At 62.5% G+C, this 24,946-nt stretch carries 21 protein-coding genes and 1 tRNA gene; 13 read left to right on the top strand and 9 right to left on the bottom strand.

Features of this window, described 5'->3' with window-relative positions; all coding sequences use genetic code 11:
- Positions 1-2 precede the first annotated feature (2 nt).
- The 3 genes from LDN75_RS04785 to LDN75_RS04795 all read left to right on the top strand — a co-directional run bounded on the left by LDN75_RS04785 (position 3) and on the right by LDN75_RS04795 (position 6,377).
- Positions 3-2,312: an FdhF/YdeP family oxidoreductase gene (locus LDN75_RS04785; protein ID WP_223936023.1), complete on the top strand. Its 2,310-nt coding sequence runs from the start codon at positions 3-5 to the stop codon at positions 2,310-2,312.
- A gap of 1 nt (position 2,313) precedes the next feature.
- Positions 2,314-3,180 (top strand): formate dehydrogenase accessory sulfurtransferase FdhD, encoded by an 867-nt coding sequence (gene fdhD, locus LDN75_RS04790; RefSeq protein WP_223936024.1) that lies wholly within the window; start codon positions 2,314-2,316, stop codon positions 3,178-3,180.
- A gap of 170 nt (positions 3,181-3,350) precedes the next feature.
- Complete coding sequence (locus LDN75_RS04795; protein ID WP_223936025.1) at positions 3,351-6,377, top strand: glycoside hydrolase family 38 C-terminal domain-containing protein; 3,027 nt, start codon at positions 3,351-3,353, stop codon at positions 6,375-6,377.
- 26 nt (positions 6,378-6,403) lie between these two features.
- On the opposite strand, the gene LDN75_RS04800 is transcribed toward LDN75_RS04795, so the two are convergent.
- The 5 genes from LDN75_RS04800 to LDN75_RS04820 all read right to left on the bottom strand — a co-directional run bounded on the left by LDN75_RS04800 (position 6,404) and on the right by LDN75_RS04820 (position 10,347).
- The gene (locus LDN75_RS04800; RefSeq protein ID WP_275959803.1) at positions 6,404-7,216 is read right to left on the bottom strand and encodes an amino acid ABC transporter ATP-binding protein; all 813 of its coding nucleotides are present in this window, start codon (positions 7,214-7,216) and stop codon (positions 6,404-6,406) included.
- On the bottom strand, positions 7,203-7,862 hold the full coding sequence (locus LDN75_RS04805; RefSeq protein WP_223936026.1) for an amino acid ABC transporter permease: 660 nt from the start codon (positions 7,860-7,862) through the stop codon (positions 7,203-7,205). Before LDN75_RS04805 ends, LDN75_RS04800 begins: the two co-directional genes overlap by 14 nt.
- Entirely contained in the window at positions 7,863-8,678 is an 816-nt protein-coding gene (locus LDN75_RS04810) for an amino acid ABC transporter substrate-binding protein (RefSeq protein ID WP_223936027.1), read from the bottom strand.
- A 242-nt stretch (positions 8,679-8,920) separates the two neighbouring features.
- The gene (locus LDN75_RS04815) at positions 8,921-9,628 is read right to left on the bottom strand and encodes a hypothetical protein (RefSeq protein WP_223936028.1); all 708 of its coding nucleotides are present in this window, start codon (positions 9,626-9,628) and stop codon (positions 8,921-8,923) included.
- On the bottom strand, positions 9,625-10,347 hold the full coding sequence (locus tag LDN75_RS04820) for a hypothetical protein (protein WP_223936029.1): 723 nt from the start codon (positions 10,345-10,347) through the stop codon (positions 9,625-9,627). Before LDN75_RS04820 ends, LDN75_RS04815 begins: the two co-directional genes overlap by 4 nt.
- A gap of 280 nt (positions 10,348-10,627) precedes the next feature.
- Here LDN75_RS04820 and abc-f point away from each other — a divergent pair, with 280 nt between their 5' ends.
- Both abc-f and LDN75_RS04830 read left to right on the top strand, forming a co-directional pair.
- Positions 10,628-12,289: a ribosomal protection-like ABC-F family protein gene (abc-f, locus tag LDN75_RS04825; RefSeq protein WP_223936030.1), complete on the top strand. Its 1,662-nt coding sequence runs from the start codon at positions 10,628-10,630 to the stop codon at positions 12,287-12,289.
- A 2-nt stretch (positions 12,290-12,291) separates the two neighbouring features.
- Positions 12,292-14,205 carry an ABC transporter ATP-binding protein gene (locus LDN75_RS04830; RefSeq protein ID WP_223936031.1) on the top strand — a complete coding sequence of 638 codons (1,914 nt, stop codon included), beginning with the start codon at positions 12,292-12,294 and terminating at the stop codon, positions 14,203-14,205.
- Here the strand turns inward: LDN75_RS04830 and LDN75_RS04835 are convergent.
- The 3 genes from LDN75_RS04835 to LDN75_RS04845 form a co-directional block, all read right to left on the bottom strand.
- A complete protein-coding gene (locus LDN75_RS04835) occupies positions 14,168-14,608 on the bottom strand; it encodes an NUDIX domain-containing protein (RefSeq protein WP_223936032.1) in 441 nt (146 codons plus the stop codon). The genes LDN75_RS04830 and LDN75_RS04835 overlap by 38 nt on opposite strands.
- Entirely contained in the window at positions 14,605-15,063 is a 459-nt protein-coding gene (locus tag LDN75_RS04840) for a DUF6314 family protein (protein ID WP_223936033.1), read from the bottom strand. Before LDN75_RS04840 ends, LDN75_RS04835 begins: the two co-directional genes overlap by 4 nt.
- Before the next feature lies 1 nt (position 15,064).
- Positions 15,065-15,137, bottom strand: a tRNA-Arg gene (locus tag LDN75_RS04845).
- Positions 15,138-15,244: 107 nt separating this feature from the next.
- On the opposite strand from LDN75_RS04845, the gene LDN75_RS04850 reads away from it, so the two are divergent.
- Together LDN75_RS04850 and LDN75_RS04855 are read left to right on the top strand one after the other, a co-directional pair.
- Positions 15,245-16,039, top strand: a complete 795-nt coding sequence (locus LDN75_RS04850; protein WP_223936034.1) for a hypothetical protein — start codon at positions 15,245-15,247, stop codon at positions 16,037-16,039.
- A gap of 98 nt (positions 16,040-16,137) precedes the next feature.
- Entirely contained in the window at positions 16,138-16,920 is a 783-nt protein-coding gene (locus tag LDN75_RS04855) for a DUF998 domain-containing protein (RefSeq protein WP_223936035.1), read from the top strand.
- Here LDN75_RS04855 and LDN75_RS04860 read toward each other — a convergent pair.
- Positions 16,859-17,485 carry a hypothetical protein gene (locus LDN75_RS04860; protein ID WP_223936036.1) on the bottom strand — a complete coding sequence of 209 codons (627 nt, stop codon included), beginning with the start codon at positions 17,483-17,485 and terminating at the stop codon, positions 16,859-16,861. The genes LDN75_RS04855 and LDN75_RS04860 overlap by 62 nt on opposite strands.
- Positions 17,486-17,518: 33 nt before the next feature.
- Between LDN75_RS04860 and LDN75_RS04865 the strand changes: the two genes are divergently transcribed.
- The 6 genes from LDN75_RS04865 (at position 17,519) to LDN75_RS04890 (ending at position 24,817) form a co-directional block, all read left to right on the top strand.
- Complete coding sequence (locus LDN75_RS04865) at positions 17,519-18,364, top strand: inositol monophosphatase family protein (RefSeq protein WP_223936037.1); 846 nt, start codon at positions 17,519-17,521, stop codon at positions 18,362-18,364.
- Positions 18,365-18,440: 76 nt separating this feature from the next.
- The gene (pcrA, locus tag LDN75_RS04870) at positions 18,441-20,993 is read left to right on the top strand and encodes a DNA helicase PcrA (protein WP_223936038.1); all 2,553 of its coding nucleotides are present in this window, start codon (positions 18,441-18,443) and stop codon (positions 20,991-20,993) included.
- Between the two features lie 23 nt (positions 20,994-21,016).
- Positions 21,017-21,706: a hypothetical protein gene (locus LDN75_RS04875; RefSeq protein ID WP_223936039.1), complete on the top strand. Its 690-nt coding sequence runs from the start codon at positions 21,017-21,019 to the stop codon at positions 21,704-21,706.
- A gap of 253 nt (positions 21,707-21,959) precedes the next feature.
- Entirely contained in the window at positions 21,960-23,129 is a 1,170-nt protein-coding gene (sucC, locus tag LDN75_RS04880) for an ADP-forming succinate--CoA ligase subunit beta (protein WP_223936040.1), read from the top strand.
- Between the two features lie 12 nt (positions 23,130-23,141).
- On the top strand, positions 23,142-24,044 hold the full coding sequence (sucD, locus tag LDN75_RS04885) for a succinate--CoA ligase subunit alpha (RefSeq protein ID WP_223936041.1): 903 nt from the start codon (positions 23,142-23,144) through the stop codon (positions 24,042-24,044).
- Between the two features lie 368 nt (positions 24,045-24,412).
- Positions 24,413-24,817: a tautomerase family protein gene (locus tag LDN75_RS04890; protein WP_223936042.1), complete on the top strand. Its 405-nt coding sequence runs from the start codon at positions 24,413-24,415 to the stop codon at positions 24,815-24,817.
- Positions 24,818-24,946: the final 129 nt, after the last annotated feature.

The following is a 24,946-nucleotide window of genomic DNA, read 5'->3' on the forward strand; positions in this document are numbered from 1 at the left end:
TCATGAATAGGCATGCTCCCGAACAGGACATCAATGAAGATGACCTGCAAATCCACCCGCCCAAGCGAGCCGCGGCAGGCCTCAAGGCTGTCACTGTCGCCCTTGAAAGGGGCTACGCCCAGGCGGGAGTAGCCCGCACGGTCCGTTCGATGCTCCGGGTCAACCAGCACGATGGCTTTGATTGCCCTGGCTGCGCCTGGCCGGAATCCATCACGGGACGGCGCAGTCCCGCGGAATTCTGCGAGAACGGCGCCAAGGCAATTGCTGAGGAAAGCACCACGCGGACGGTGGGGGCGGAATTCTGGGCACAACATTCCATCGCCGATCTTGAGGACAAGACCGAATACTGGTTGGGGAGCCAAGGGCGGATCTCCGAGCCCGTAGTCCTCAAGCCCGGGGATACGCACTATTCCTCTATCAACTGGACCGACGCCTTCGCCTTGATCGGGGAGCATGTCAATGCCACCACGCCCGATCGTTGCGTGTTCTACACCTCCGGCCGGACGGCCAACGAGACCGCCTTCATGTACCAATTGTTCGCCCGCAGCCTCGGCACCAACAACCTGCCGGATTGCTCCAACATGTGCCACGAATCATCGGGCAGTGCGCTGAACCCGACCATCGGGATCGGCAAGGGAACGGTTTCGCTGGAAGACATCCACCACGCCGAACTGGTGCTCGTGGTGGGCCAGAATCCAGGAACCAATCACCCCCGCATGCTGTCCGCTTTGCGTGACTGCAAGAACAACGGCGGAAAGATCGTCGCCGTAAACCCGCTTCCGGAAGCCGGGCTGCTGAACTTCAAGGACCCCCAGTCCCTCAACGGCGTGATCGGCGGCGGGACCACCATCGCGGACGAGTTCCTCAAGATCAAAGTAGGTGGGGACCTCGCGCTGTTCCAGGCGCTGGGCCACCTGCTCCTGGAGGAGGAGAAACGGAACCCGGGGACGGTGGTCGATAAGTCGTTCATCGGCAAGCAGACCGAAGGTTTCGAAGCGTACGCCCAGGCACGCTCCCAGCTGGACTGGGACGAAACCGAGCGGGCAACAGGCTTGGCACGCGAGGAAATCGTTACTGTGGCAGGGCTGATGGCCAAGTCCAAGGCAACCATCATTTGCTGGGCACTTGGCTTGACTCAACAGCCGCACTCCGTGGACACGTTGAAGGAGATCATCAACCTGCTCCTGCTCCAAGGCAACTTCGGCAAGCGGGGAGCCGGCGCATGCCCCGTGCGTGGCCACTCGAACGTCCAGGGTGATCGCACCATGGGTATCTGGGAGAAGCCACGCGAACCCTTCCTTACCGCGCTGGACAAGGAGTTTGGATTCCGGATGCCTCGCGAGCATGGATATGACTCCGTGGAGACCCAGCACGCCTTGGAAAAGGGGGAGGTGGATGTCTTTGTGTCCATGGGCGGAAACTTCGCTGCGGCCGGTTCTGACACTGCGGCCTTGGAAGCCGGCCTCAAGACCGCTGGCCTGACTGTGCATATCTCCACCAAACCCAACCGTGCCCACGTGGTGCACGGGAAGACATCCCTGATCCTGCCCACGCTTGGACGCACGGACACCGACGACAAACACCCCAAGGGCAAGCAGTTCCTCTCGGTGGAGGACTCAATGTCGGTCATCCATAAGACTCAGGGCAGGCTGAGCCCCGTCTCCGAGCACTTGCTGAGCGAACCCGTGATCGTTGCCCGCATGGCCCAGGCAGTCCTGGGCGATGACCACAGCGTGGACTGGCGGGCAATGGCAGAGGACTATGACGTGATCCGGGACCACATCTCTCGGGTTATCCCGGGGTTCGAGGACTTCAATGCCAGGGTCCGCACCAAGAACGGTTTTGTCCTGCCGAACCCGCCGCGGGACACGCGTACCTTCGCAACGGACATCGGCAAGGCACGATTCTCCGTAAGCCCGCTGGAGTACCTCGAAGCGCCGGAGGGCCACTTGATCCTGCAGACGGTGCGCAGCCACGACCAATACAACACGACGTTCTATGGCCTTGATGACCGCTACCGCGGAGTCTCCGATGCCCGCAGGGTGATCCTGGTCCATGAGGAAGACCTGGCTGGCCTCGGCTTCAAGGACCGTGACCTGGTGGATGTCATTTCCACGTTTGCCGGTAGCGAGCGGCGGGCCAATAAGTTCCGGCTGATCGCATACCCCACGGCAAAGGGCTGCGCTGCCGCATACTTCCCGGAAGCCAACGCCCTGGTGCACCGTGAGCTGGTGGCCCGTGAATCCAACACGCCCGGCTATAAGGCGATGACGGTGCGGTTCGTAAAACACCCCGAGGAGAGCGGATCCTGACATGGGACGCGTGACCCAGCGCCGGAAGCTGCACAAGTTCGTCCTGGACGGATCGCCCCAGGCCCTGGAACACCCTGTCCGGTACAAGGAAGACGTCCTCGCGGTGGAGGAACCCCTTGAGATCCGACTCGGCGATATGTCGTTCTCGGTGACGATGAGGACCCCCGGAGACGACTTCGATCTGGTGGCGGGTTTCCTTGTCTCGGAGGGCATCATCTGGGAGCCGGGGCAACTGGTCTCGGAGCGCTTCTGCGCGGGGGAGGACGAGAATGGCGTACAGACCTTCAACGTGGTGGATGCCCAGCTGCGTCCCGACGTCGAGCGTCCGGAGACAGGCCGTAACGTCTACACCTCAAGCTCCTGCGGCATTTGCGGCACCGACTCGATCGACGCCGTCAGGAAGTCCTCGCGGCACAGTCCCGCGGACGACGACGTCACCGTCCCCGTGAGGGCGCTGGCCGAGCTCCCGGATAGGTTGCGCGAGGCCCAGGCGGTCTTCGCCAAGACGGGCGGCGTCCACGCCGCGGGCCTTTTCAGGATTCACGACGACGGTACTTCCGAGCTGCTGTGCCTGCGGGAAGACGTGGGTCGCCATAACGCTGTGGACAAAGTGGTTGGCTGGGCTTTGCGGGCCGGCAAGCTTCCGCTGGCGGGAACGGTTCTTCAGGTATCCGGGCGGGCATCTTTCGAGCTTGTCCAGAAAGCTGCCATGGCGGGAATTCCCGTCCTTGCAGCCGTCAGCGCCCCGTCCAGCCTCGCTGCCGAGCTCGCCGACGAAACAGGCATCACGCTGGTGGGCTTCAGCCGCGGAGCGAGCCTGAACGTGTACGCAGGGAGGGACAGGATCGCAGGGGAACAGGCTGGCTAAGCGCCCATTCGCTGCGGATAGTCCTCGATCACTTGGCTATTGAGCTGGAACGACGTAGATTTTATCCATCGATTGGAATCGCTGTGTCCTCGAATAATGTCGTCCATGAAGTGCCGGCTGGCCCGCCGGCCATGACGCTTTGCCACCAGCCAATGCCGAAGGGGATTTAATTGCACGACGACCGCCGGATCACTGAACAGCGTCTCGATCGATTCGTTCGGGAACGCCTTCTTCCGGCCATCTATGGCAGGTCCGTTCCACTGCAGCTCAGCAGCTGGGACGCGCCTGGGGAACCCGTGCCCGCAGCCGAGGCCATCCGCCAGCTGTTTACGCCCCAGGAGCCGGGCGCGCCTTGGGGCAAGCCGTGGAGCACTAAATGGCTCCGGCTGCAGGGCGAAGTTCCAGAAGGCTGGGGTTCTGCCGAGGGGACGGCGGTGGAAATCATCGTGGACCTGGGCTTCAACAGCGACGTTCCGGGGTTCCAATGTGAAGGCACCGCCTGGCGCGCCGATGCCGGCATCATCAAGGCGATATCACCGCGCAACTACCATGTTCCGCTGAAGCTGCTCGGTGGCGGATTGTCCGTGGATTTCTATGTGGAGGCTGCGGCCAATCCGGACGTGGCGCAAGGTTGGTCATTCGTGCCCACTCCGTTGGGGGACAAGGCGACGTCGGGAGAGGAACCCCGGTATCGTCTGGGCAGGATTGCCATTGCCGAACTCAACGAAACGGTGTGGGAACTCAACCAGGACGTGTGGACCCTGAGCGGGCTCATGCACGAACTCCCCATGGAGCTGCCGCGGCGCCACGAAATCCTGCGTGCCCTGGAGCGGATGCTGGACGTCATGGATCCGGACGACGTCGCGGGAACGGCTGCTGCCGGCCGCGAGGCACTGGCCGAAGTACTTAGCCGGCCCGCCTACGCTTCGGCCCACCAACTCCTGGCAACCGGCCATGCGCACATCGACTCCGCATGGTTGTGGCCTGTTCGTGAAACCATCCGCAAGTGTGCGCGAACCTTCTCCAACGTCGTGGCCCTCATGGACGAGGACCCTGACTTCGTCTTCTCATGTTCCTCGGCCCAGCAAATGGCCTGGATCAAGGAATTCTTCCCTGAGCTCTTTGTCCGCATCCGGGAAAAGGTCAGGGCGGGGCAGTTCGTGCCCGTTGGTGGCATGTGGGTTGAATCTGATACCAACATGCCCGGCGGCGAGGCCATGGCGCGCCAGTTCGTGGAAGGCAAGAGTTTCTTCCTGAAGGAATTCGACGTTGAATGCCAGGAGGCCTGGCTGCCCGATTCCTTTGGCTACTCGGGAGCACTGCCACAGATCGTCAAATCGGCAGGTTTGCGATGGTTCCTTACGCAGAAGATTTCCTGGAACAAGGTGAACCTGATGCCGCACCACACCTTCAGCTGGGAAGGCATTGACGGCACCCGGTTGTTCACCCACTTCCCGCCCGTGGACACGTACAACGCGGAGCTCCACGCCCGCGAGCTTGCGCATGCGGAGCGCAACTACCGTGAGCACGGCCGCGGAACCATGTCACTTGTTCCCTTCGGCTATGGCGATGGCGGTGGCGGTCCAACGCGTGAGATGGTGGCCGCCGCACGCCGCACCGCAGATCTTGAAGGTTCGCCCAAGGTCCGTATGGGTACGGCCAAGGACTTCTTCACCGCGGCCGAAGCCGAGTACCGCAACCTCCCGGTCTGGGTGGGCGAGATGTACCTGGAGATGCACCGTGGAACGTACACCAGCCAGGCGAAGACCAAGCGCGGCAACCGGCGCAGCGAGCACCTCCTGCGTGAAGCAGAACTGTGGTGCTCCACCGCGGCCGTACGCCTGGGCGATTCCTACGCCTATCCGGAGGTGGAGCTCAAGCGCCTCTGGCGGCTGGTCCTCCTGCAGCAATTCCACGACATCCTGCCGGGCAGTTCCATCGCATGGGTCCACCAGGACGCCGAGCGGAACTATGACGCTATCGCCCACGATCTCGAGGCCATCATCGCCGGGGCCACCCAGGCACTCGTCGGCCACGGAGACAGGCAGTTCCTGCTCAATGCCGCCCCGCACAAGCGTAGCGGCGTGCCCGCACTCGCCGCCGCGGAAGCCGTGAAGCCGGAGGCAGTTGTTGACGCCAGCGAAAAGGATGGCGGTTACATCCTGGACAATGGAATCATCCGGGCTGCCGTGGACCGTGATGGCTTGTTGACCTCACTCACTGACCATGCCACTGGCCGTGAGGCGATGGCACCCGGCGAGCCCGGCAACCTGCTTGAGCTGTTCAGGGATACTCCGAACGAATGGGACGCCTGGGATATCGAGGAGTTCTACCGGCGCAACGTCACCAAGGTGACCCAAGCCGAAGCGATCCACCTTGAGCGCACGGCGGCAGGCGCCGTTGTGGTGGTCAAGCGTTCGATTGGTGCCTCCACCATTACGCAGCGGATAACGCTCGACGCCGGCGCGGAGTCGCTGGGGATCGCCACCACAGTTGACTGGCAGGAACGCGAAAAGATGCTGAAGATCGCCTTCCCGCTGGACGTCTGGGCTGACCGTTCGGCGTCGGAGACGCAGTTCGGCCATGTGTTCCGGCCCACCCACACCAACACGTCATGGGACGCCGCCAAGTTCGAGATCTGCGCCCATCGCTGGATCCACGTTGCCGAGCCCGGCTATGGCGTGGCCGTCAGCAACTCCTCCAGCTACGGACACGACGTCACCAGGGCGATCCGCGGCGATGGCGGAACGACGACGACCATCCGCGTCTCGCTGTTGCGCTCCGCCAGGTTCCCGGACCCTGAAGCCGACCGAGGCGAACACACACTTGAACTGTCCATCAGGCCTGGAGCGGAAATCGGGGATGCCGTGGAGGAGGGCTACCGCACCAACCTGAAGCCGCGCTACGTCAGCGGCGGCAGGCCAGTGGAACCCCTGCTGGCCGTTTCCAACCCTGCCTTGGTGGTGGAAGCCGTGAAACTGGCGGAGGATGGTTCCGGAGACGTCATTGTGCGCCTTTATGAATCTCTTGGACAACGCTCAGCCGGTGTTGTAAGGGCAAACTTTGACGCGCATGGCGTCCTGGCGACGGACCTGCTGGAACGGCCGGTAGAGGCCCCTGGAGTGGTTGTGGGGCACGACTGTGCGGAGCTGGTCCTGCGCCCGTTCCAGCTGGTCACGTTGCGCTTCGCCCGCTAAAGAACGCAAGCCCGCGCCAAGAGCCCTCAGACGTCGTGTTGCAGCCGCTTCACGAACAGCTTGGTCCGTTCCTGCCTGGGTGCGCGCAGCACCTCGGCAGCAGGACCCCGTTCCACTACCACTCCGCCGTCCATGAAGATGACCTCATCCGCCACATGCTGGGCGAAGGCCAACTCATGGGTCACGATCACCATGGTCCAGCCCTCTTCGGCGAGTTCCTTGATGACGCCCAGGACGTCTCCAACGAGTTCGGGATCCAGGGCCGAGGTGGGCTCGTCGAACAAGAGGAGCTGGGGCTTGAGCGCCAGGGCACGGACGATGCCCACGCGCTGCTGCTGTCCGCCTGAGAGCTCGAACGGGTAGGCGTCCCGTTTGTCAGCCAGGCCCACGCGCTCCAGCAAACGTTCGGCTTCGGCGATGGCCTCTGCTTTGGGGCGCTTCTGGACCTGGACCGGACCTTCAATGATGTTCTTCAGTACGGTCATATGCGGGAACAAGTTGTAGTGCTGGAAAACCATGGCACTGCGGTCCCGGAGCGCTGCGAGATCTTTCTTGCCCACTTTGGCGCCGAAATCGATCGAGAGCCCATCTCCGTCACGGCCGGTTCCCCCAAAGGTCACGGTACCGGCGTCGGGGATTTCAAGGCCGTTGAGCGAGCGCAAAACCGTGGTCTTGCCCGAACCCGAAGGCCCGATCAGGGCCACCACCTGCCCGCGCAGGATGTTGATGTCGATGTCGCGCAGCACCACGTTGCTGCCGAAGGCCTTCGCGAGGTTCCGGGCTTTGAGCACCGACGTGACGCGGGGCTCGTTCGGTTGAGGTGCATTAGTGGGCGACATAGCGGTCCAATCTCCTCTCCACGGCGGATTGCGCGGTGGAAAGGACCAGGCAGATGACCCAATAGACCAGGGCTGCCTGCAGGTACAGGGCCATGAACTCCTGGCTGAACGCAGCGATCTGCTGCGCGTTGCGGAAGAGCTCAGTGACCAGGATGAGGGAAGCGAGCGAGGTGTCCTTAACCAGGGAAATGAAGGTGTTGGACAACGGTGGAACGGACACGCGGGCCGCTTGCGGAAGGATGATGCGCACCAGGGTTTGGGCGTGGGACATGCCGATTGTATGGCCGGCTTCCCACTGTCCCTTGGGCACGGAAAGAATCGCCGCCCGGATGATCTCCGCGGCGTAGCCACCCACGTTCAACGAGAACGCGATGATGGCGCTCGGCCACGGATCCAGCCGGATGCCAATGCTGGGCAGGCCGAAGAAAATCACGAAAAGCTGCACCAGCAGGGGAGTGCCACGGATAACCGAAACGTAGAAGCGGCCAATGCCTGATATCAGCCAATTGGAACTCAGCCGCAGCAGCGCCACCACCAAGGCCAGCACCAGGCCAAAAGCAAAGGAAGCCAGGGTGAGGGGGATGGTGCCCGTTACTGCACCTGTGATGATCGGCCCGAAGGAACTCCAAATGAGGTCCCAGTTCATTTATTTGGTGACATCCGCGCCGAAGTACTTTTCGGAGATCTTAGTCAGGGTTCCATCTGCCCGGAGGTCATCAAGGGCCTTGTCTACAGCCTTGGTCAGTTCTATTGAACCCTTTCGGAACACCAGGGCGCTCTCGGTCTTGTCCGGCGCTTCGGCGGCCACCTTCAAACCGGAATCCGGGGTGGTTTTCGCGTAGTCCAGGTAGGTGAGTTTGTCGTTCACCGTTGCGTCCACGCGTCCCTGTTGTACGAGGGTGGCGGACTGGGCCCAGCCTTCAACTGCCTGAACGTTGGCGCCGGCCTCCACGGCCATTTTGTAGAAGTTGCTGGTCAGTGACTGCGCTGTGGTCTTGCCCTTGAGGTCAGCGAAGCTGTTGATGCTGGAATTGTCCTTCTTGGTCACCACAACCCCGGTAGAGACTGTGTAGGGCTTGGAGAACTCGTACTTGGCTTTGCGCTCGGTATTGATGGAGATCTGGTTGGCGATGGTATCGAACCGCTTGGCGTCCAGGCCAGCAAAAATGCCGTCGAACTGCGTTTCTTGGAAGCTCGCCTTCACGCCCAGCTTTTCAGCCACGGCTTTGGCAATCTCAACGTCGTAGCCGGTCAATTCACCAGCGCCCTCGGCGTGGAAGCTGAACGGGCGGTAGGTTCCTTCCGTTGCGATGACGAGTTCGCCTTTGGATTTCACATCGGACAAGGATGTATCGCCACCGGACTGGGCTGGAGTGGAACCGCCACCGCAGGCAGAGAGTGCAAGGGCGGCGGCGGCCAGGGTAGCGGCGAAAAGAGAACGGCGGGAGCGAAGGCTGGTCATGGAGCCATCTTAGCCACGGGCCACTGCGGATTCCCGGCAGGGATGGCTTGGAGGCCTGAAGAAAGGGTGGTTAAAAAGGCTGAGTGGGGGCGGTCCCCAACAGCCCGCCACCACTCATCCCCCCAATTGTGATCACGTGGGCGCCACATTCACCGGAAACCCGTTCTCTGATCCCGGTGCCAGGCTGCAGCCGCATTCACACATTCATGATTGTGCCACGATCTAATGGTTTTGTGAAAGTCTTACGCCGCACGTCTTGCTTTGCGTCTGGCAAATGCCTTGGAAAACCAGATGCCAGCGAGCCCAATGGCGGTGGCCAGCACTGCGGAGTAGTTAATCAGGGAACGCAGCCACAGGTGCACCAGCGGGATCAGCGGGAAGAGTTGGGACACCAACAGCAACGCCAGGCCAATAAACAGGAGGGCTGACGCGGCACGGAGCAAGGCGGGGAAGCGGCCTACGATGGTGCGCCAGATCGCTGGCAGCAAACAGGCTGATACATATCCAGGGTAGAAGCGGCCCAGGGCCGCGTAGGCCTCCATGGATGGTCCCCAGGTAAGCCCTGTCATTCCCACCGTGGAACCGCGGGTGTCCGTGATGACAAAGAAGAACGTGGTCAATGCCACCGTGATTCCCAGGACTGCCAGCCCCCAAGGGCCGCGAATGGCCCGTTCAGCTGACTTTGAAGCGAAGCCCATGGCAATCTTGATGCCCATCAGCAGGAACGTACCGTACAGCAGGAACCGCAGGATCAGGTTGGTTACGTTCACTCCGCCCAGCAGGGCATCGATGGCAAGGTACGGCCCTTCGATGCTGAGGAGGATATCCAGGGTGATCAGCGCGAAAATGTAGAAAACCACCCGGTTCTCACCCCGCAACAGGCTCGGAATCCGAGCAATGGTGATCGCCAGGCACACCAGCAAGGTTGCCCAAGGCAGGACAGCCGTCATCCGAGGTTCTCCCAAATTCGTTCAATTCGTTCATGGTCTTGTTCTTGACGGCGCAAGGTCTTGCCCAGCGCCTGGAGCCGTTCGCCTGCCAGGGTCACCAGCTCGCCCAGCGTCATCCGGTCGAGTGCCTCCTGGCGTCCGTTGGGCGACCAGCCAGCCTCGGCTTCGGTGATCAATCCGCCGGCCACAAGCCCTCCGGCGGGTCCGACGCCGGCAGCCCGCGACGTAGCGATGGCCAGTTCGGGAGGAAGCCTGTTGGCTGTCAGATGGGCAGAGAAGTTCTGTGGTGCGATCCCGGTCGCTTCGCTGACCCGGTGCCGCAACTCGCCGTCGTCGATTGCATCCACCCAGTTCCGCACCGCGGTGGGGTGCGGTGTTGGCGATAGACCCGTGACGGAGACGGACCCCGGTTCGCTGCGTTCCACCACGGCGCGCAGCACATCCATGGTGGCAATCTGGCTCACCAGTTCACCAGGCGTGGGTGGAACGGCACCGCCCCGAAGGTCCGCGTAGAGATCAAATGTGGCCAAGGCTTGCACGGGATTGATGTGATAGCCGCGGCTGATGCTGACCAGCGTGGACTCGGCCACCTTGCCGCGGACCAACTGTTGGGCCAGTGTTGTCCGCTTTATCCCGGAAATCCTGCAGACGTCCGCGGTGCTGGCATTGGGCGCAACGCCGTGAAGCCAGCGTTGGAATGCCTTGGACGGTAAGGGCATAAGGGGCTTTCTGGGATATTTCAAACGGGCAAGTCCGGGCTGGCCCGAAAAGGAGCCGGAGGGAAGGTACGGATCGATTTTACGCCGACGCCACATTGAATTATGCTTGATGCTTGAACCCGTTGGTCCGTACACCCCCCAAGTCCGGACCAGCGGGTTTTTCCATGCCCTTGGGAATCACGGGCATGGAAGCCGCGTTTGATAGATGAAACCCACGCTTGTTTGCCGTGCTGGTGATGTAGACGCGAGCGCCGTGTTGGCGCTGCGAGAGGAATAGAGAATGACTGCAACCCTGGTGGCCAAGGATCTTGCCGGTGGCCACGGCCACCGCACGCTCTTTTCAAAGCTCTCCCTCACCGTTGCTCCGGGTGATGTGGTGGGCGTCGTCGGAGCGAACGGTGCTGGCAAATCCACGCTCCTGCGCATCCTGGCAGGCGTGGACCAGCCGCAGGAGGGGACCGTTAACCTGGCTCCGTCGGACGCCTTTGTGGGCTGGCTGCCCCAGGAACATGAGCGCACCGCAGGCGAAACCATTGCGGCCTACATTGCGCGCCGCACGGGCTGTGCCCAGGCCACTGCCGAGATGGAAGCCACTGCCGAAGCCCTCGCTTCAGGCGCTCCCGGAACGGATGATGCCTACTCCCTGGCCTTCGACCGCTGGATGGCATCCGGTGCAGCAGACCTGGAAGACCGGATCCCGGCTGTGTTGGCGGATCTTGGCCTGGAGCTTGGTACCGACGCCCTCATGACAGGCCTCTCCGGCGGGCAGGCTGCCCGCGTTGCTTTGGCTGCGCTGCTGCTTAGCCGCTTCGATGTTGTCCTTCTCGATGAACCCACCAATGACCTGGACCTCGATGGCCTGGCCCGGTTGGAGGCCTTTGTGCAGGGCCTGCGCGGTGGAGTGGTTTTGGTTTCCCACGACCGCGAGTTCCTGGCCCGGTGCGTCACCACCATTGTGGAACTGGACCTGGCCCAGAATTCCGTGGCTGTCTACGACGGCGGCTACGAAGCGTTCCTCGAAGAGCGTGCAGTCGCCAAGCGCCACGCCCGCGAACGCTACGAAGAGTTTGCCAATACCAAGGCTGATCTTGTGTCCCGCGCACGCACGCAGCGTGAGTGGAGCTCCCAGGGCGTCCGCAACGCAATGAAGAAGAACCCGGACAACGACAAAATCCGTAGGGCCGCGAGTACCGAGTCGTCCGAAAAGCAGGCGCAGAAGGTCCGCCAGATGGAATCGCGCATCGCCCGCCTCACCGAGGTGGAGGAGCCGCGCAAGGAATGGCAGCTGCAGTTCAGCATCGGCCAGGCACCGCGCTCAAGTGCCGTGGTGGCCACGCTGCGTGATGTGGTGGTCCGCCAGGGCGACTTCACGCTGGGACCGGTCAACCTCCAACTGAACGGCGGGGAGCGCATCGGCATCACCGGGCCCAACGGCGCCGGCAAGTCCACTCTCTTGCGTTTGCTGCTGGGCACCCGGAAACCGGACGACGGCGAGGCCTCCATGGGCGCTTCTGTCGCCATCGGCGAAATCGACCAGGCCCGCGGACTGCTTGACGGTGGACGGCAGCTCGGCGAAGCCGTCGAAGCCGTGCTGGTGGACTGGAACAGCGCCGACGTCCGCACGCTCCTTGCCAAGTTCGGCCTCAAGGCAGACCACACTTCGCGGACAGTCGATTCGTTGTCCCCCGGGGAGCGTACGCGCGCCGCGCTGGCCCTCCTGCAGGCCCGGGGCGTGAACCTGCTGGTGCTGGACGAACCCACCAACCACCTTGACCTCCCTGCGATCGAGCAACTTGAAGAAGCGCTGGAAAGCTACGAAGGCGCCCTCCTGCTGGTCACCCATGACCGGCGTTTGCTGGAGAACGTTCGGCTCGATTCGCGATGGCATCTGGAGAACGGCCGTATCCAGGAGCTTCACCACACCCTCGGCCAGGAGAACTAACCATGAGCATGGACCGCGTGGCCTGGAGCTCGCTTTACAACATCACCACAGCCAAGAGCGGCTCGCAGCCGTTCTCCAAGGAAACGCTGAAACGCGTGTTGGGCTTTGCCGCACCGCACAAGGGCAAGCTCATAGCCTTCGTGATTGCTTCGATCGCGGGTGCCTTCCTGGCCGTCGCCACGCCAGTGCTTGCCGGGCAAGTGGTTGACGCCATCATTGCCAACGCAGGTGTGGGCACGGTGATCTGGCTGGCCGTGCTCATCGCGATCGTGGCTGTCGGTGAAGCCGGAGTCGGCCTGCTGACCCGATGGCTGTCCTCCACCATTGGCGAAGGCGTCATCGTGGACCTCCGTACGCGCGTGTTCGACCATGTGCAGCGTATGCCCATCGCTTTCTTCACCCGGACACGGACCGGCGCTCTGGTCAGCCGCTTGAACAATGACGTCATCGGGGCGCAGTCAGCGTTCGCCGGCACCTTGTCCGGTGTGGTCAGCAACGTCGTGGCGCTCGCCTTGACCCTTGTGGTCATGCTCAACACGTCCTGGCTGGTCACTGTCCTGGCCATGGTGTTGCTGCCGATCTTCCTGATACCCGCCCGGCGCATGGGTTCCAAGCTGGCAGACCTTCGGCGTGAGGCCGCGGCGCACAACGCTGCCATGGGTACGCAGATGACCGAAAGGTTCTCCGCTCCCGGCGCCACACTGGTGAAACTTTTCGGCCGTCCGGACGAGGAATCCCGCGAGTTCGCTGACAGGGCCGGCCGGGTCCGTGATATCGGCATCCGCACGGCCATGCTGCAGTTCACCTTTGTCACGGCACTGACTTTGGTATCGGCCCTTGCGCTGGCCCTTGTTTACGGATTGGGCGGCTGGCTGGCCCTCGGCGGACAACTGGCGCCAGGCGATGTTGTGGTCCTGGCCCTCCTGCTGACCCGCCTCTATGCTCCGCTGACAGCGCTCTCCAACGCGAGGGTGGAGATCATGAGCGCACTTGTCAGCTTCGAGAGGGTCTTTGAGATCCTGGACCTGCAACCCCTCATCCAGGAAAAGCCGGACGCCGTAGCTGTTCCGGCCGGACCCGTAGCCGTGGAATTCGCTGACGTCCGCTTTTCCTACCCTTCGGCGGACAAAGTGTCCTTGGCATCCTTGGAAGACGTGTCCACTTTGGACACGCGTGGCGGCGAGGAAGTCCTGCACGGTGTCAGCTTCCGGGTTGAGCCGGGCCAGACGGTTGCCTTGGTGGGCTCGTCCGGCGCGGGTAAGTCCACGGTGGCCCAACTGCTGTCCCGACTGTACGACGTCGATTCCGGGACCGTGCGCCTTGGCGGCAACGGATCCGGCACCGGCGTGGACGTCCGGGATCTCCGCTTTGACTCCCTGCGGGACACCCTGGGAATGGTGACCCAGGACGGCCACCTCTTCCACGAAACCATTGCCTCCAACCTGCGCCTGGCCCGGCCGGATGCCACCGAAGAAGACATGTGGGAGGTGCTCAGGCGTGCACGCCTGGAACCGATGATCCGGTCGCTGCCGGATGGCCTCGAAACCGTGGTGGGTGAGCGCGGCTACCGGCTCTCCGGTGGAGAAAGGCAACGCCTCACCATCGCCCGCCTCCTCATCAAGCAGCCGCGGGTCGTGATTCTTGATGAAGCAACCGCCGCGCTGGACTCCACCAACGAAGCCGCCGTCCAGGCGGCCTTGGGGGAGGCACTCGAGGGGCGTACCGCCGTCGTGATCGCCCACAGGTTGTCCACCATCCGTGCCGCAGACGTGATCCTGGTGGTAGAGGACGGCAGGATCGTGGAGCGTGGCACGCACACTGAGCTCCTTGTTGCCGACGGCCGGTATGCCGAGTTGTACCGGACCCAGTTCGCGGAAGCTACGGCAGTGGCTGAGGAAGCTGTTCCTGAGCTGTAGCGCTATGGGTGAGCACTGGGATGACGTGGTCTGTGAGGAGCGGTGCGAGGTCGCTGGGCAAGGGCGCCGCAAGGTCCAGCCACCGGATCTCGGCGATCTCGGCCGAAGGGTGCGCTTCCCAGGTTCCCGGAGCCGTGAAGACCGTGGCCTCGATGTTGGTCGCAGCCTCGTTGGCAGCGACGGCGAGCCAGGCGCCCAGCGGTTCGAGGTCTTCCGGAGCTACCTCGATGCCTACTTCCTCGAACAATTCGCGGGCGGCAGCTTCGGCAGCGGTTTCGCCGGCCTCGGGCTTGCCACCGGGATGCATGAACTTGTCCGTGCCGCGCTTGCGGACGGTCAGAAGTTGACCCTGGTTGTTGTAGACGCAGACAGCGCTCACCACGATCACGTCAGTAGCGCTCACGATTGCCTCCCGGCATTGATTCGGACCAGATGCGATCCCAGCAGCAGATCCTTTGCGGGGCCGCGCACATCCCACGTGAAACTGAACGCATCCGGCCCCTCCCAGGTGTAGTTCACGTAATAGTCATCGGGGTCGCACCAGTGTTTGTCCTGGTTGGCCTGCTCAGCGAAGCTCATCACATGGAATGGCCTGCCGTCGGGGAACAAAACGTCCATGGATTCCGGTTCAGGGCGTGGCTTGAGGACGTACTCGCGGAACGCCGGGCCGGAATGAGTTGGCCAGTGCATGGTTCCGTCCTCGCGGTAGTGAAGACCGCCGTCGGGCAGTTCCGTGTAACGCACGACGCCGGTAAAGGTTCCGCGGGTGCCGGTGGCCCGGTCCAGGAGAGTCCGCTCCACATTCCACTTGCCGGCCAAATAGGCGCGCAAGTCCTGGATGGGCTGCTGGAGGTTCAAGTGCCCTCGATTGGAATCGAACCAACGACACCGGCTTTAGGAGAGCCGTGCTCTATCCACTGAGCTACGAGGGCCTGCGTGTCCATAGCCCGGAGTACCGTTACGGAGCTCCATGGCCCGGACACGACTACAAGCATACAAGCTGACGGGGCGGTGCCTGAACACGGCTAGGCTGGCGGTCATGAGAGGGCATGCGACAGCACCGGCAGCGACCGGCACGTTCCTTCCGGATGTCAGCGCTACACGGGCAAACATAGGCGGCTGGGCGCAGCTAAGCGTGGTCCAGTATTTCGTCGCCGAGGCTGCCGTCATCGAGGCGTGGGCTGGTCCGGAACCCTACAACAGAGCTACCGGGTTCATCAGCGACCTCGGCGCAATATCGTGCGGCGTCTACGAAGACCGGGCCGTGTGCTCCCCTTTACATGTGCTGATGAACGCCTCTTTTGTTGTCCAGGGCCTGGCATTGATCCTTGGCGCGGCGCTCCTGACCGCCGGTCTTTTGTGTGTGGCAGCGCGCCCGGGCGTGCGTGCCCAGCGCTTCCGCGCCGCCACGGCCCAGGAGGAACCAACGACACGGCTCCTGGCCAAGCCGTGGATCATGGCCGTGGCCATTCGAATACTTACGGGTGTTTCCGGCGCCGGGACTGTGATCGTTGGACTGGTCCCCGAGGATGTGGGCTCCCCATGGCATTTTGCCGGGGCCCTGATGTTCTTTGTTGGCGGTGGCTTCGCGCTGCTTCTGCTCGGCATCCTATGGTTCCGGCAGACCCCCATGAGTTGGTTCATCGCCGCTTGCGGCTCCCTGTGTATCGGCGCACTCATCGTTGGCGGGATCACGGGAATGGAGGTTCCTCATCCGGGAACCCTGGAACGGCTCATGGGCTACCCCGTGACCATCGGCCTGGCGGCTGCGGGGCTGGTCATCGCCCAGCGGGTGCGGACGGAACGGAAAGCCGCGAGGTTGAGGGTTCAGTGACGGGCCAGCCCCAGCCGCTCTGGCCCGTGTCCCAAGGGTAGGTCTATTCTTGCGCTATGACGACGGCGGGTGGTCCGCGTAGCAGGGACCGCGGGCTTTTGCCTGACCTCGCAGGGCGACGCGAGCTTGTTGGGGGCTGGGCAGCGATCACGCTCATCCACTATTTCGTGGTGGAAGCCACTGCGATGGCTGTATGGCGGGGCAATCCCGGCTATGACAGGCGTGCCCACGTCATCAGCGACCTCGGAGCTGCACACTGCGGTCCATTCAACGGTTACGAGGTGTGCTCCCCGCTTAATTGGCTGATGAATGCCTCGTTCGTGCTCCAAGGAGCTGCCATGGTGCTCGGGGCGGTGCTGTTGAGCTCGGCAGTCCTCTCCGTCGCGGCCGAACCGGGCGTACGGGTCATCCGGCCAAGGATGGCATCACCCGCCGCGCCAGCCGAGGCCTTTCCCTGGATTGCCGCCGGGGCTGTGAGAGTGCTGATCCTCGTGGCGGGCATAGGACAGGCAATGGTTGGCTTGATCCCCGAAGACACTGACCTCGCGCTGCATCTGACCGGTGCCGGGCTGTATTTCATCGCCGGGCCGTTGTCCTTGGTAATACTGGGCCTAGTGTGGCGGGGCCATACCCAGATGTCGTGGATGGTGCTCTTGTTCGGCGCAGTTTCCCTTGGAGCAACCATCTACGTCCTTGCCGTGCAGCTGCGCGTCGAGGAACCGGGCGCCATCGAGCGGACCATGGCCTATCCGATCATCCTCGGATTGTCGTTGGTGGGCCTGGTGGTGGCGCACCGGGTAACCAAGGAGCGCAAGGCCGTCAGGGCTGTTTTACGTTCTTCCGTCCCAGGAACACCGCCGCCCCACCGCACAGCAGGCTGATGAGGAACAGAACCCACGACGCAATGGTGACGGCGGAAGCCAAGGCAACCGAACCGGCGTCGGGAGTTTCCGCAGCCAACATGGAATCGATGGCGACGTTGGACCACAAGCGCGCCACGGCGAACAGCAGGGGAGCAGCCCACATTGCCCATCGCCACGACTTGCGCGCAACGTTGGTGCCGATCAGCAGGAGCCAGCTGAAGCCGAAGATCAGCGGAAAGAGTGTGCCGGCGGTCTTGTGGACGTAGTTCAACTGGCCCCGGGCGGACTCGTCCATGGCGGCGCGAAGCTGGGCAACGTAGTCCTGGGAGAACCCACCGATCAGCGAGTCAGGCATAGCCAGGCCGCCCGAAAGCTGCGTCATTTGGTTCAGCGTCAGCAAGTGCAGGTACCAGAACAGGAAGAGGCTGGCCACAACGCCTGCGATGACAATCAGCTTGGAGTTGCCTTGCGCCTTTTCAGGGGTCCGCTGCGTGGTGGGATTGATCACGGGTGGGAGGGTGTGGTTGGGCACCACTGCCTTGGCTCCGTGCTTCTTGATGCGCTGCGCTGGTGTCTTGGCCATGTCATTCATTATCCCGCCACATAAGCTGGGACCATGACCACCGGCAGGCACACCGCAACTGAACTTGATCCATCACTGGATGATTACCAATTGGCCAGCGCACTGGTCCGCGAGGCAGGCCAGCTGGCGCTGCTCATGCGCATGGGCGGGCTGCAGGGCACGCGCAAGACGTCGGTGTCCGACGTCGTCACGGCGGCCGATCATGCGGCCGAAGCTTACGTATTGGAACAGTTGCGGCGCTGCCGCCCGGAGGACGGCATCCTGGGCGAGGAGGGCACCTCTGTTGGCGGTACCAGTGGCCGGACGTGGGTGATCGATCCGGTTGATGGAACGTACAACTTCCTGCACGGCTCCACGTATTGGTGCTCGGCGATCGCGCTGAAGCGGAACGACGTCGACCATGGGGGAAATCCAGTTGTTGATCCATCGGTTGTGCTCGGGGCCATCTACCAGCCCGAGTTGGACAAGCTTTGGCTCGGCGGCGAAGAGCACCCTGCCACGCTGAATGGGGAACGGATCAGTGCACCCGGCGACGCCACGGTAGGTGAACTGTGCGCTGCCACCTACATCCACCCCACCTGGTTGGCAGACCCCCGTACGGCAATGCCCTGGCACGCTGCGGCTGTCTCGGCCGCGTCGCTGCGAATGTTCGGTTCAGGCTCGTGTGATCTTGGCCGGGTGGCCGACGGCGAGCTTGGCTGCTGGTTCCAGCACAGCTGCCCGGAATGGGACTGGCTCCCAGGCAAGGCGATTGTCCGCGCTGCCGGCGGGGACACCGCCGTCGTGCAGGTCAACGGACTTAACTGGTTCATTGCAGGAGGCCCGACGGCGGTCCGCGAGTTGGGCGCCGCCCTCACTTCTGTTCCGCAGTTTGCGTAGTGTTTGAGCCCCCGGGCAGCGCCCGTTTGGGGTTGGCCTTTGAGTGTCGGAGGCACCGCCTAGACTGGTAGACACCATGGATATGTTGTTCGACCCCTACGCAGACGGCCCCTTCAACGCAGGCTCCAAAGCCGCCATCAAGGCTGCCCCGGAGCTTTCGCACGCAGGCGGCGGGGCTGCCCGCGCCCGGTTCGGTGAGGGCAGTGGCGGGTCCAGCGGTGGAACAAACGAACGTCCCGCTTCCGGTGGTTGGGGTAACCAGGAGGCCGGTAGGCTGCCGTCCGCCGACGCACTGCTCCAAGGCTTGAATCCCCAGCAGGAAGAAGCCGTGAAGCACGCCGGCAGTCCATTGCTGATCGTTGCTGGTGCCGGATCAGGCAAGACCCGTGTGCTGAGTAACCGGATCGCCTATCTCATCGCCACCAAACGGGCCCACCACGGCGAAATCCTGGCCATCACCTTCACCAACAAGGCCGCCGCAGAAATGCGTGAGCGCATCGAAGCCTTGGTGGGGGGCCGGGCCAAGGCCATGTGGATCTCCACTTTCCACTCCTCCTGTGTGCGCATCCTGCGCCGCGAGGCCGCCAACGTGGGCCTGAACTCCAACTTCTCCATCTACGACTCCGCGGATTCCCTGCGCCTGATCACGCTTGTGGCAAAGAACCTGGACCTCGACCCCAAGAAGTTTGCCCCCAAGGCCATCCAGCACAAGATCTCAGCGCTAAAGAACGAGCTCATCGATGCCGATTCCTACGCGTCGTCGGCCAACTACAACGATCCTTTTGAGATGGCGGTGGCAGACGTCTTCAAGGGCTACACCCAGCGGCTCCGCCAGGCCAACGCGATGGACTTTGATGACCTCATCGCGGAGACCGTCTACATGTTCCGGGCGTTCCCGGCACTCGCCGAGTCCTACAGACGCCGGTTCCGGCATGTGCTGGTGGACGAATACCAGGACACCAACCACGCCCAGTACGCGCTGGTGAGGGAAATCGTTGGCCTTGGCACTGATACCGACGTCGAGCCCAGCGAACTCACCGTGGTGGGAGACTCCGATCAGTCCATCTACGCTTTCCGTGGTGCGGACATCCGCAACATTGTGGAGTTTGAAGCCGACTATCCCAATGCGCGCACCATCAAGCTCGAGCAAAACTACCGCTCCACGCAGAACATCCTCACGGCCGCCAACTCCGTGATTTCCCGCAACCCCAACCGCCAGGAAAAGCGGCTGTGGACGGCAGAGGGAGATGGCGAGAAGATCGTCGGCTACGTGGGAGAGAACGAGCACGACGAAGCCCAGTTCATCGCCAAGGAAATCGACCGCCTTCAGGACGAGGAAGGGCTGCGTCCTGGCGATGTCGCCATTTTCTACCGGACCAACGCCCAGTCGCGCTCCATTGAAGACGTGCTGGTCCGGGTGGGCCTGCCCTACAAAGTGGTCGGCGGCACGCGGTTCTACGAACGCAAGGAAATCAAAGACGCCCTGGCGTACCTGCGTGTTTTGGTGAACCCGGATGACGACGTCAACCTCCGCCGTGTCCTCAACGAACCCAAACGCGGGATTGGCGACCGCGCCGAGGGCGCAGTTGCTGCATTGGCTGAACGCGAGCGGACGTCCTTTATGGCTGCCGCCCGCCGTGCCGACCAAGCTCCCGGCATGGCTACGCGGTCCGTCAACGCAGTCCTGGGCTTTGTGAAGCTTTTGGATGACCTGGCTGAGGTTGCCACAGGTTCTGGCGCCGCCGCGGCTCTGGAAGCCGTGCTCGAGCAGACCGGATACCTCGCCGGTCTGCGTGCCAGCAATGATCCACAGGACGAGTCCCGTGTGGAGAACCTGGCTGAATTGGTGGCCGTGGTCCGCGAGTACGAACGCGATAACCCGGACGGTTCACTGGGTGAGTTCCTGGAACAGGTTTCCCTGGTGGCAGATGCTGACCAAATTCCTGATGCTCCAGGAGCAGATATCGACGCCGCCGTGGCCGAAGCCAAGCGCATGGGTGTTGTCACGCTCATGACGTTGCACACCGCCAAAGGCCTGGAGTTCCCGGTGGTCTTCCTCACTGGCATGGAGCACGGGATCTTCCCACACCAGCGCTCCGCCACGGATCCCAAAGAGCTCGCCGAAGAACGCCGCCTTGCCTACGTGGGCCTTACCCGCGCACGCAAGCGCCTCTACGTCACGCGCTCGGAGGTCCGCAGTATGTGGGGCCAGAGCCAGTACAACCCCGCCAGCCAGTTCCTGGAGGAGATCCCCTCCGAACTCGTGGACTGGAAGCGTGAAGGCATGAGCCGGCAAGCGGCAGGCGGTGGTTGGGGGAGCGCTCCCATAGGCTCCAACCGCTACGGCGGCTCTTTCTGGGGAGCGGGCACGTCCCGCGGTGTTGCCGCCAGCCCAACCGCCGGATTCGACGCCGACGTCCCGGCCGCCGTCGCACGCACCAGGGTGCAGCCGCAAAAGGAAGTCATTTCAGTGGTGGTGGGGGACAAGGTCAACCACACGAGTTTCGGCAACGGCGTGGTGCTGGGGGTCGAAGGTTCGGGCGACAAGACCGTTGCGAAGGTGAAGTTCGACGTCGGTGAGAAGCGGCTGCTGTTGCGGTACGCGCCGCTGACCAAACTGGATGCCTGAGGCCCCACGGCATAATTGGTGGCATGCGACGGACTGTATTGGGGATTCTGGCTGCCTTGCTCATGATGGTGGCCACGGGCTGCTCCTTCGCCACCAAGGACCCTGATTACGTTCCGCCGGCTCCATTGGCTCCGCTGGAACAGCTCAAACAGGTTCCGGTAACAGAGCAGACCACCTTGTCCGCCGGCGAGGACGTCACCGCGTTTGTGACGCAGGACCGCAACATCGTGTGTGCCATGACGTCCTCCAGGGGCGGCCACCTCAACGTGCCTTATGAGGTGAACTCCTATTCTGATGCGGCCAACAACAAGTTCGCCGTGGTGCCTGTGGTCCATTGCGAATTGGCGAAGTATGCCAAGACGGAGGTCGATGACGTTGCCGACGACTGCGGTGGCACAGGCCTTGGCTACCTTGGCGGGACGGTGCTTCTTTCTCCCGATAAGGCGGTCTATGGCTCGTGTCGTTCCGGCGTAACACAAATGGAGTCCGAGTTCGGGCCCAAAGGGAGCCGCAGTGGCCCCATCTCCAAGCTGCGCGAGCTGGCCGACGGCCAGAACATCGAGCGCAACGGCCTGCGCTGCTCGGCCTATAACGGCGGCGTTGCCTGCGGAAACGTCTCTGGTGGCGTGGCATTCTTTGTCAGCCAGGCGGGCTACCAGTTGATTTCCGACGGCGGCAACAGGGTCCGTGGGAACCTCGAAGGAGCGGGCTGATCACCTCGGTGCAGCCCAAAATCCGCGTCATTATGCGGTTTTTCTACATGCGATAGAAGTGTAAGGTTACTCACTTAACCGGTAGTGTGTAGCTGGCGGGACTCCTCAAAGGGCTAAAGTTCCGAGAGGACCTTACGCAATGTGACCGGCTTCAATCCCGGTTGTTTACCGCGTACTTTCCGCAGCTGGCTATCGCGGTCATCGCGGTTCCCGGCTGAACAGAAACTACTTCGACGTAGAAGGACACTAAACCGTGGACCTGTTTGAATATCAGGCGCGCGATATGTTCGAAGCGCACGGTGTACCCGTGCTCGCCGGCATCGTGGCGCACACTCCTGAAGAAGCAAAGGCAGCTGCCGAGAAGATCGGCGGCGTTACTGTCGTAAAGGCACAGGTTAAGGTTGGTGGCCGCGGCAAGGCTGGCGGCGTCAAGGTTGCCAAGACTGCCGAAGAGGCGCTTGAGCACTCCACCAACATCCTGGGCATGGACATCAAGGGCCACACCGTAAACAAGGTGATGATCGCCCAGGGTGCGGACATCGCCGAGGAATTCTACTTCTCGGTCCTTCTGGACCGCGCCAACCGCAACTACCTGGCCATGTGCTCGGTTGAAGGCGGCATGGAAATTGAGCAGCTGGCTGTTGAGCGTCCCGAGGCCCTGGCCAAGATCGCCATCGATCCCGCTGTAGGCATTGACCAGGCCAAGGCTGACGAGATCGTCGCAGCCGCAGGTTTCGCTGAAGAACTGCGCGGCAAAGTGGCCGACGTCATTCTGAAGCTCTGGGACGTCTTCAAGAAGGAAGACGCAACCCTGGTTGAGGTCAACCCGCTTGTCCGCACCGGCGCAGGCGAGATCATCGCCCTCGACGGCAAGGTCACCCTCGACGAAAACGCCGACTTCCGCCACGTGCACCACGCACTGCTCGAGGACAAGGAGTCAGCTGACCCGCTCGAGGCCAAGGCAAAGGCTCAGGACCTCAACTACGTCAAGCTGGACGGCGAAGTAGGCATCATCGGCAACGGCGCCGGTCTTGTGATGTCCACCCTCGACGTCGTTGCTTACGCTGGTGAAAACCACGGCAACGTCAAGCCCGCCAACTTCCTGGACATCGGTGGTGGAGCTTCCGCCGAGGTCATGGCCAACGGTTTGGACGTCATCCTGGGCGACTCCCAGGTCAAGAGCGTGTTCGTCAACGTCTTCGGCGGCATCACCGCTTGTGACGCTGTGGCAAAGGGCATCGTGGGTGCACTTGCCGAGCTGGGATCCGCTGCGAACAAGCCGCTGGTCGTTCGCCTCGACGGCAACAACGTTGAGGAAGGCCGCCGCATCCTGACCGAGGCCAACCACCCGCTGGTTACCCTGGCCGCCACCATGGACGAGGGCGCCGACAAGGCCGCCGAGCTCGCCAACGCAGCTAAGTAAAGGGACGCGACAATGTCTATCTACCTCAACAAAGACTCCAAGGTCATCGTTCAGGGCATCACCGGCGGCGAGGGCACCAAGCACACCGCACTGATGCTCAAGGCCGGCACCAACATTGTTGGTGGCGTCAACGCCCGCAAGGCCGGCAGCACGGTCCTGCACGGAGACAAGGAAATCACCGTCTTCGGCACCGTCAAGGAAGCCATCGCTGAAACCGGCGCAGACGTCTCCATCGTCTTCGTTCCGCCGGCATTCACCAAGGACGCCGTGGTTGAAGCCATCGAAGCCGGCATCGGCCTCGTTGTAGTCATCACTGAAGGCGTTCCGGTTCAGGACTCCGCCGAATTCTGGGCACTCGCCCAGTCCAAGGTTGACGCTGACGGCAAGCAGATCACCCGCATCATTGGGCCGAACTGCCCCGGTATCATCACCCCGGGCGAAGCCCTCGTTGGCATCACCCCGGCAAACATCACGGGCAAGGGCCCCATCGGCCTCGTGTCCAAGTCCGGTACCTTGACGTACCAGATGATGTACGAACTCCGCGACCTCGGGTTCTCCACCGCCATCGGCATTGGTGGCGACCCCATCATCGGCACCACGCACATCGACGCCCTGGCCGCGTTCGAGGCCGACCCGGAGACCAAAGCGATCGTCATGATCGGCGAAATCGGTGGCGACGCTGAAGAGCGCGCGGCTGACTTCATCAAGGCCAACGTCACCAAGCCGGTTGTTGGCTACGTCGCAGGCTTCACGGCTCCTGAGGGCAAGACCATGGGCCACGCCGGCGCCATCGTCTCCGGTTCCGCTGGTACCGCACAGGCCAAGAAGGAAGCCCTCGAAGCTGCAGGCGTGAAGGTCGGCAAGACGCCGTCCGAGACCGCCAGGCTGCTGCGCGAGGTTTACGCAACTCTCTAGGCTTACGGCCGTAAGGCAGAACACGCACGCCGGCGGCCCGGTGCCTTCCCATGGAAGGTGCCGGGCCGCCGTCGTTCTTTAAGCCAGTCCTGAGTGACGCGCATTTTCGTTGGGGACGCGAATGTTCGTTGGTGACACCCGGATGTGGGTGTCCTGGGTCGGGTCGGGTGTCGCGTACGTGTTTGGGTGTCTGATTCGCGACGGCGGCCCGGTGCCTTCCCATGGAAGGTGCCGGGCCGCCGTCGTACTTTTGATCCCGCAGCACGCGCCGAAGGCCCGTTCGGAATGTCCCGGACGGGCCTTTGCTGTACGCACGGTCCACATATTTGTTAGTATGTCAGGACAAACTATTTCTAAGGACTGTGCACATGCCACTTGTAAGAATCGACGTCAACCAAGGCCACTCGGCGGAAGAGCTGGAAGCTATCAGCCGCACGATCCATCGGGCGATCGTGTCTGAGTATGAAATCCCGGAGCGCGACTACTTCCACATACTCACCGAACACCCGCAGGGTCAGATCGTGGCCCAGGATGCCGGGTTGGGCTTTGAGCGGAGCTCCGGGGTGGTCATGATCCAGATCTTCACCCAGGCCGGCCGCACCCAGATGGCCAAGAGTTCTCTCTTCGAAGCGATTGCCGGAGGGCTCGGCGAGCTTGGAATCAAAGGAGAGGACGTCTTCATTGGCTACGTGGAGAACTCGCCTGGCGACTGGTCCTTCGGCTTTGGGCGCAGTCAATACGTCAGTGGAGAATTGGCCATTCCGCGCAGGTAGATCCAGTCGGTGTCATGTTGTAAATATGTCAGTACAAACCTTTGACAGGACATGAAAACTGGTGCAAAGTAGTCATGTGGCCCCGCTCACTGAGGGGTGGCAAGGCATTGGGGCCCAGCGCTCAAAGGT

Origin of the sequence: Arthrobacter sp. StoSoilB5 (assembly GCF_019977235.1) — a bacterium.
Lineage (GTDB): Bacteria > Actinomycetota > Actinomycetes > Actinomycetales > Micrococcaceae > Arthrobacter.

What these genes read in the sequence shown, in the direction of transcription:
- LDN75_RS04785 (WP_223936023.1), top strand. Translation starts at nt 3, where the DNA reads ATGAATAGGCATGCTCCCGAACAGGACATCAATGAAGATGACCTGCAA.
- fdhD (WP_223936024.1), top strand. Translation starts at nt 2,314, where the DNA reads ATGGGACGCGTGACCCAGCGCCGGAAGCTGCACAAGTTCGTCCTGGAC.
- LDN75_RS04800 (WP_275959803.1), bottom strand. Translation starts at nt 7,216, where the DNA reads ATGTCGCCCACTAATGCACCTCAACCGAACGAGCCCCGCGTCACGTCG.
- LDN75_RS04805 (WP_223936026.1), bottom strand. Translation starts at nt 7,862, where the DNA reads ATGAACTGGGACCTCATTTGGAGTTCCTTCGGGCCGATCATCACAGGT.
- LDN75_RS04810 (WP_223936027.1), bottom strand. Translation starts at nt 8,678, where the DNA reads ATGACCAGCCTTCGCTCCCGCCGTTCTCTTTTCGCCGCTACCCTGGCC.
- LDN75_RS04815 (WP_223936028.1), bottom strand. Translation starts at nt 9,628, where the DNA reads ATGACGGCTGTCCTGCCTTGGGCAACCTTGCTGGTGTGCCTGGCGATC.
- LDN75_RS04820 (WP_223936029.1), bottom strand. Translation starts at nt 10,347, where the DNA reads ATGCCCTTACCGTCCAAGGCATTCCAACGCTGGCTTCACGGCGTTGCG.
- abc-f (WP_223936030.1), top strand. Translation starts at nt 10,628, where the DNA reads ATGACTGCAACCCTGGTGGCCAAGGATCTTGCCGGTGGCCACGGCCAC.
- LDN75_RS04830 (WP_223936031.1), top strand. Translation starts at nt 12,292, where the DNA reads ATGAGCATGGACCGCGTGGCCTGGAGCTCGCTTTACAACATCACCACA.
- LDN75_RS04850 (WP_223936034.1), top strand. Translation starts at nt 15,245, where the DNA reads ATGAGAGGGCATGCGACAGCACCGGCAGCGACCGGCACGTTCCTTCCG.
- LDN75_RS04860 (WP_223936036.1), bottom strand. Translation starts at nt 17,485, where the DNA reads ATGGCCAAGACACCAGCGCAGCGCATCAAGAAGCACGGAGCCAAGGCA.
- LDN75_RS04865 (WP_223936037.1), top strand. Translation starts at nt 17,519, where the DNA reads ATGACCACCGGCAGGCACACCGCAACTGAACTTGATCCATCACTGGAT.
- pcrA (WP_223936038.1), top strand. Translation starts at nt 18,441, where the DNA reads ATGGATATGTTGTTCGACCCCTACGCAGACGGCCCCTTCAACGCAGGC.
- LDN75_RS04875 (WP_223936039.1), top strand. Translation starts at nt 21,017, where the DNA reads ATGCGACGGACTGTATTGGGGATTCTGGCTGCCTTGCTCATGATGGTG.
- sucD (WP_223936041.1), top strand. Translation starts at nt 23,142, where the DNA reads ATGTCTATCTACCTCAACAAAGACTCCAAGGTCATCGTTCAGGGCATC.
- LDN75_RS04890 (WP_223936042.1), top strand. Translation starts at nt 24,413, where the DNA reads ATGCCACTTGTAAGAATCGACGTCAACCAAGGCCACTCGGCGGAAGAG.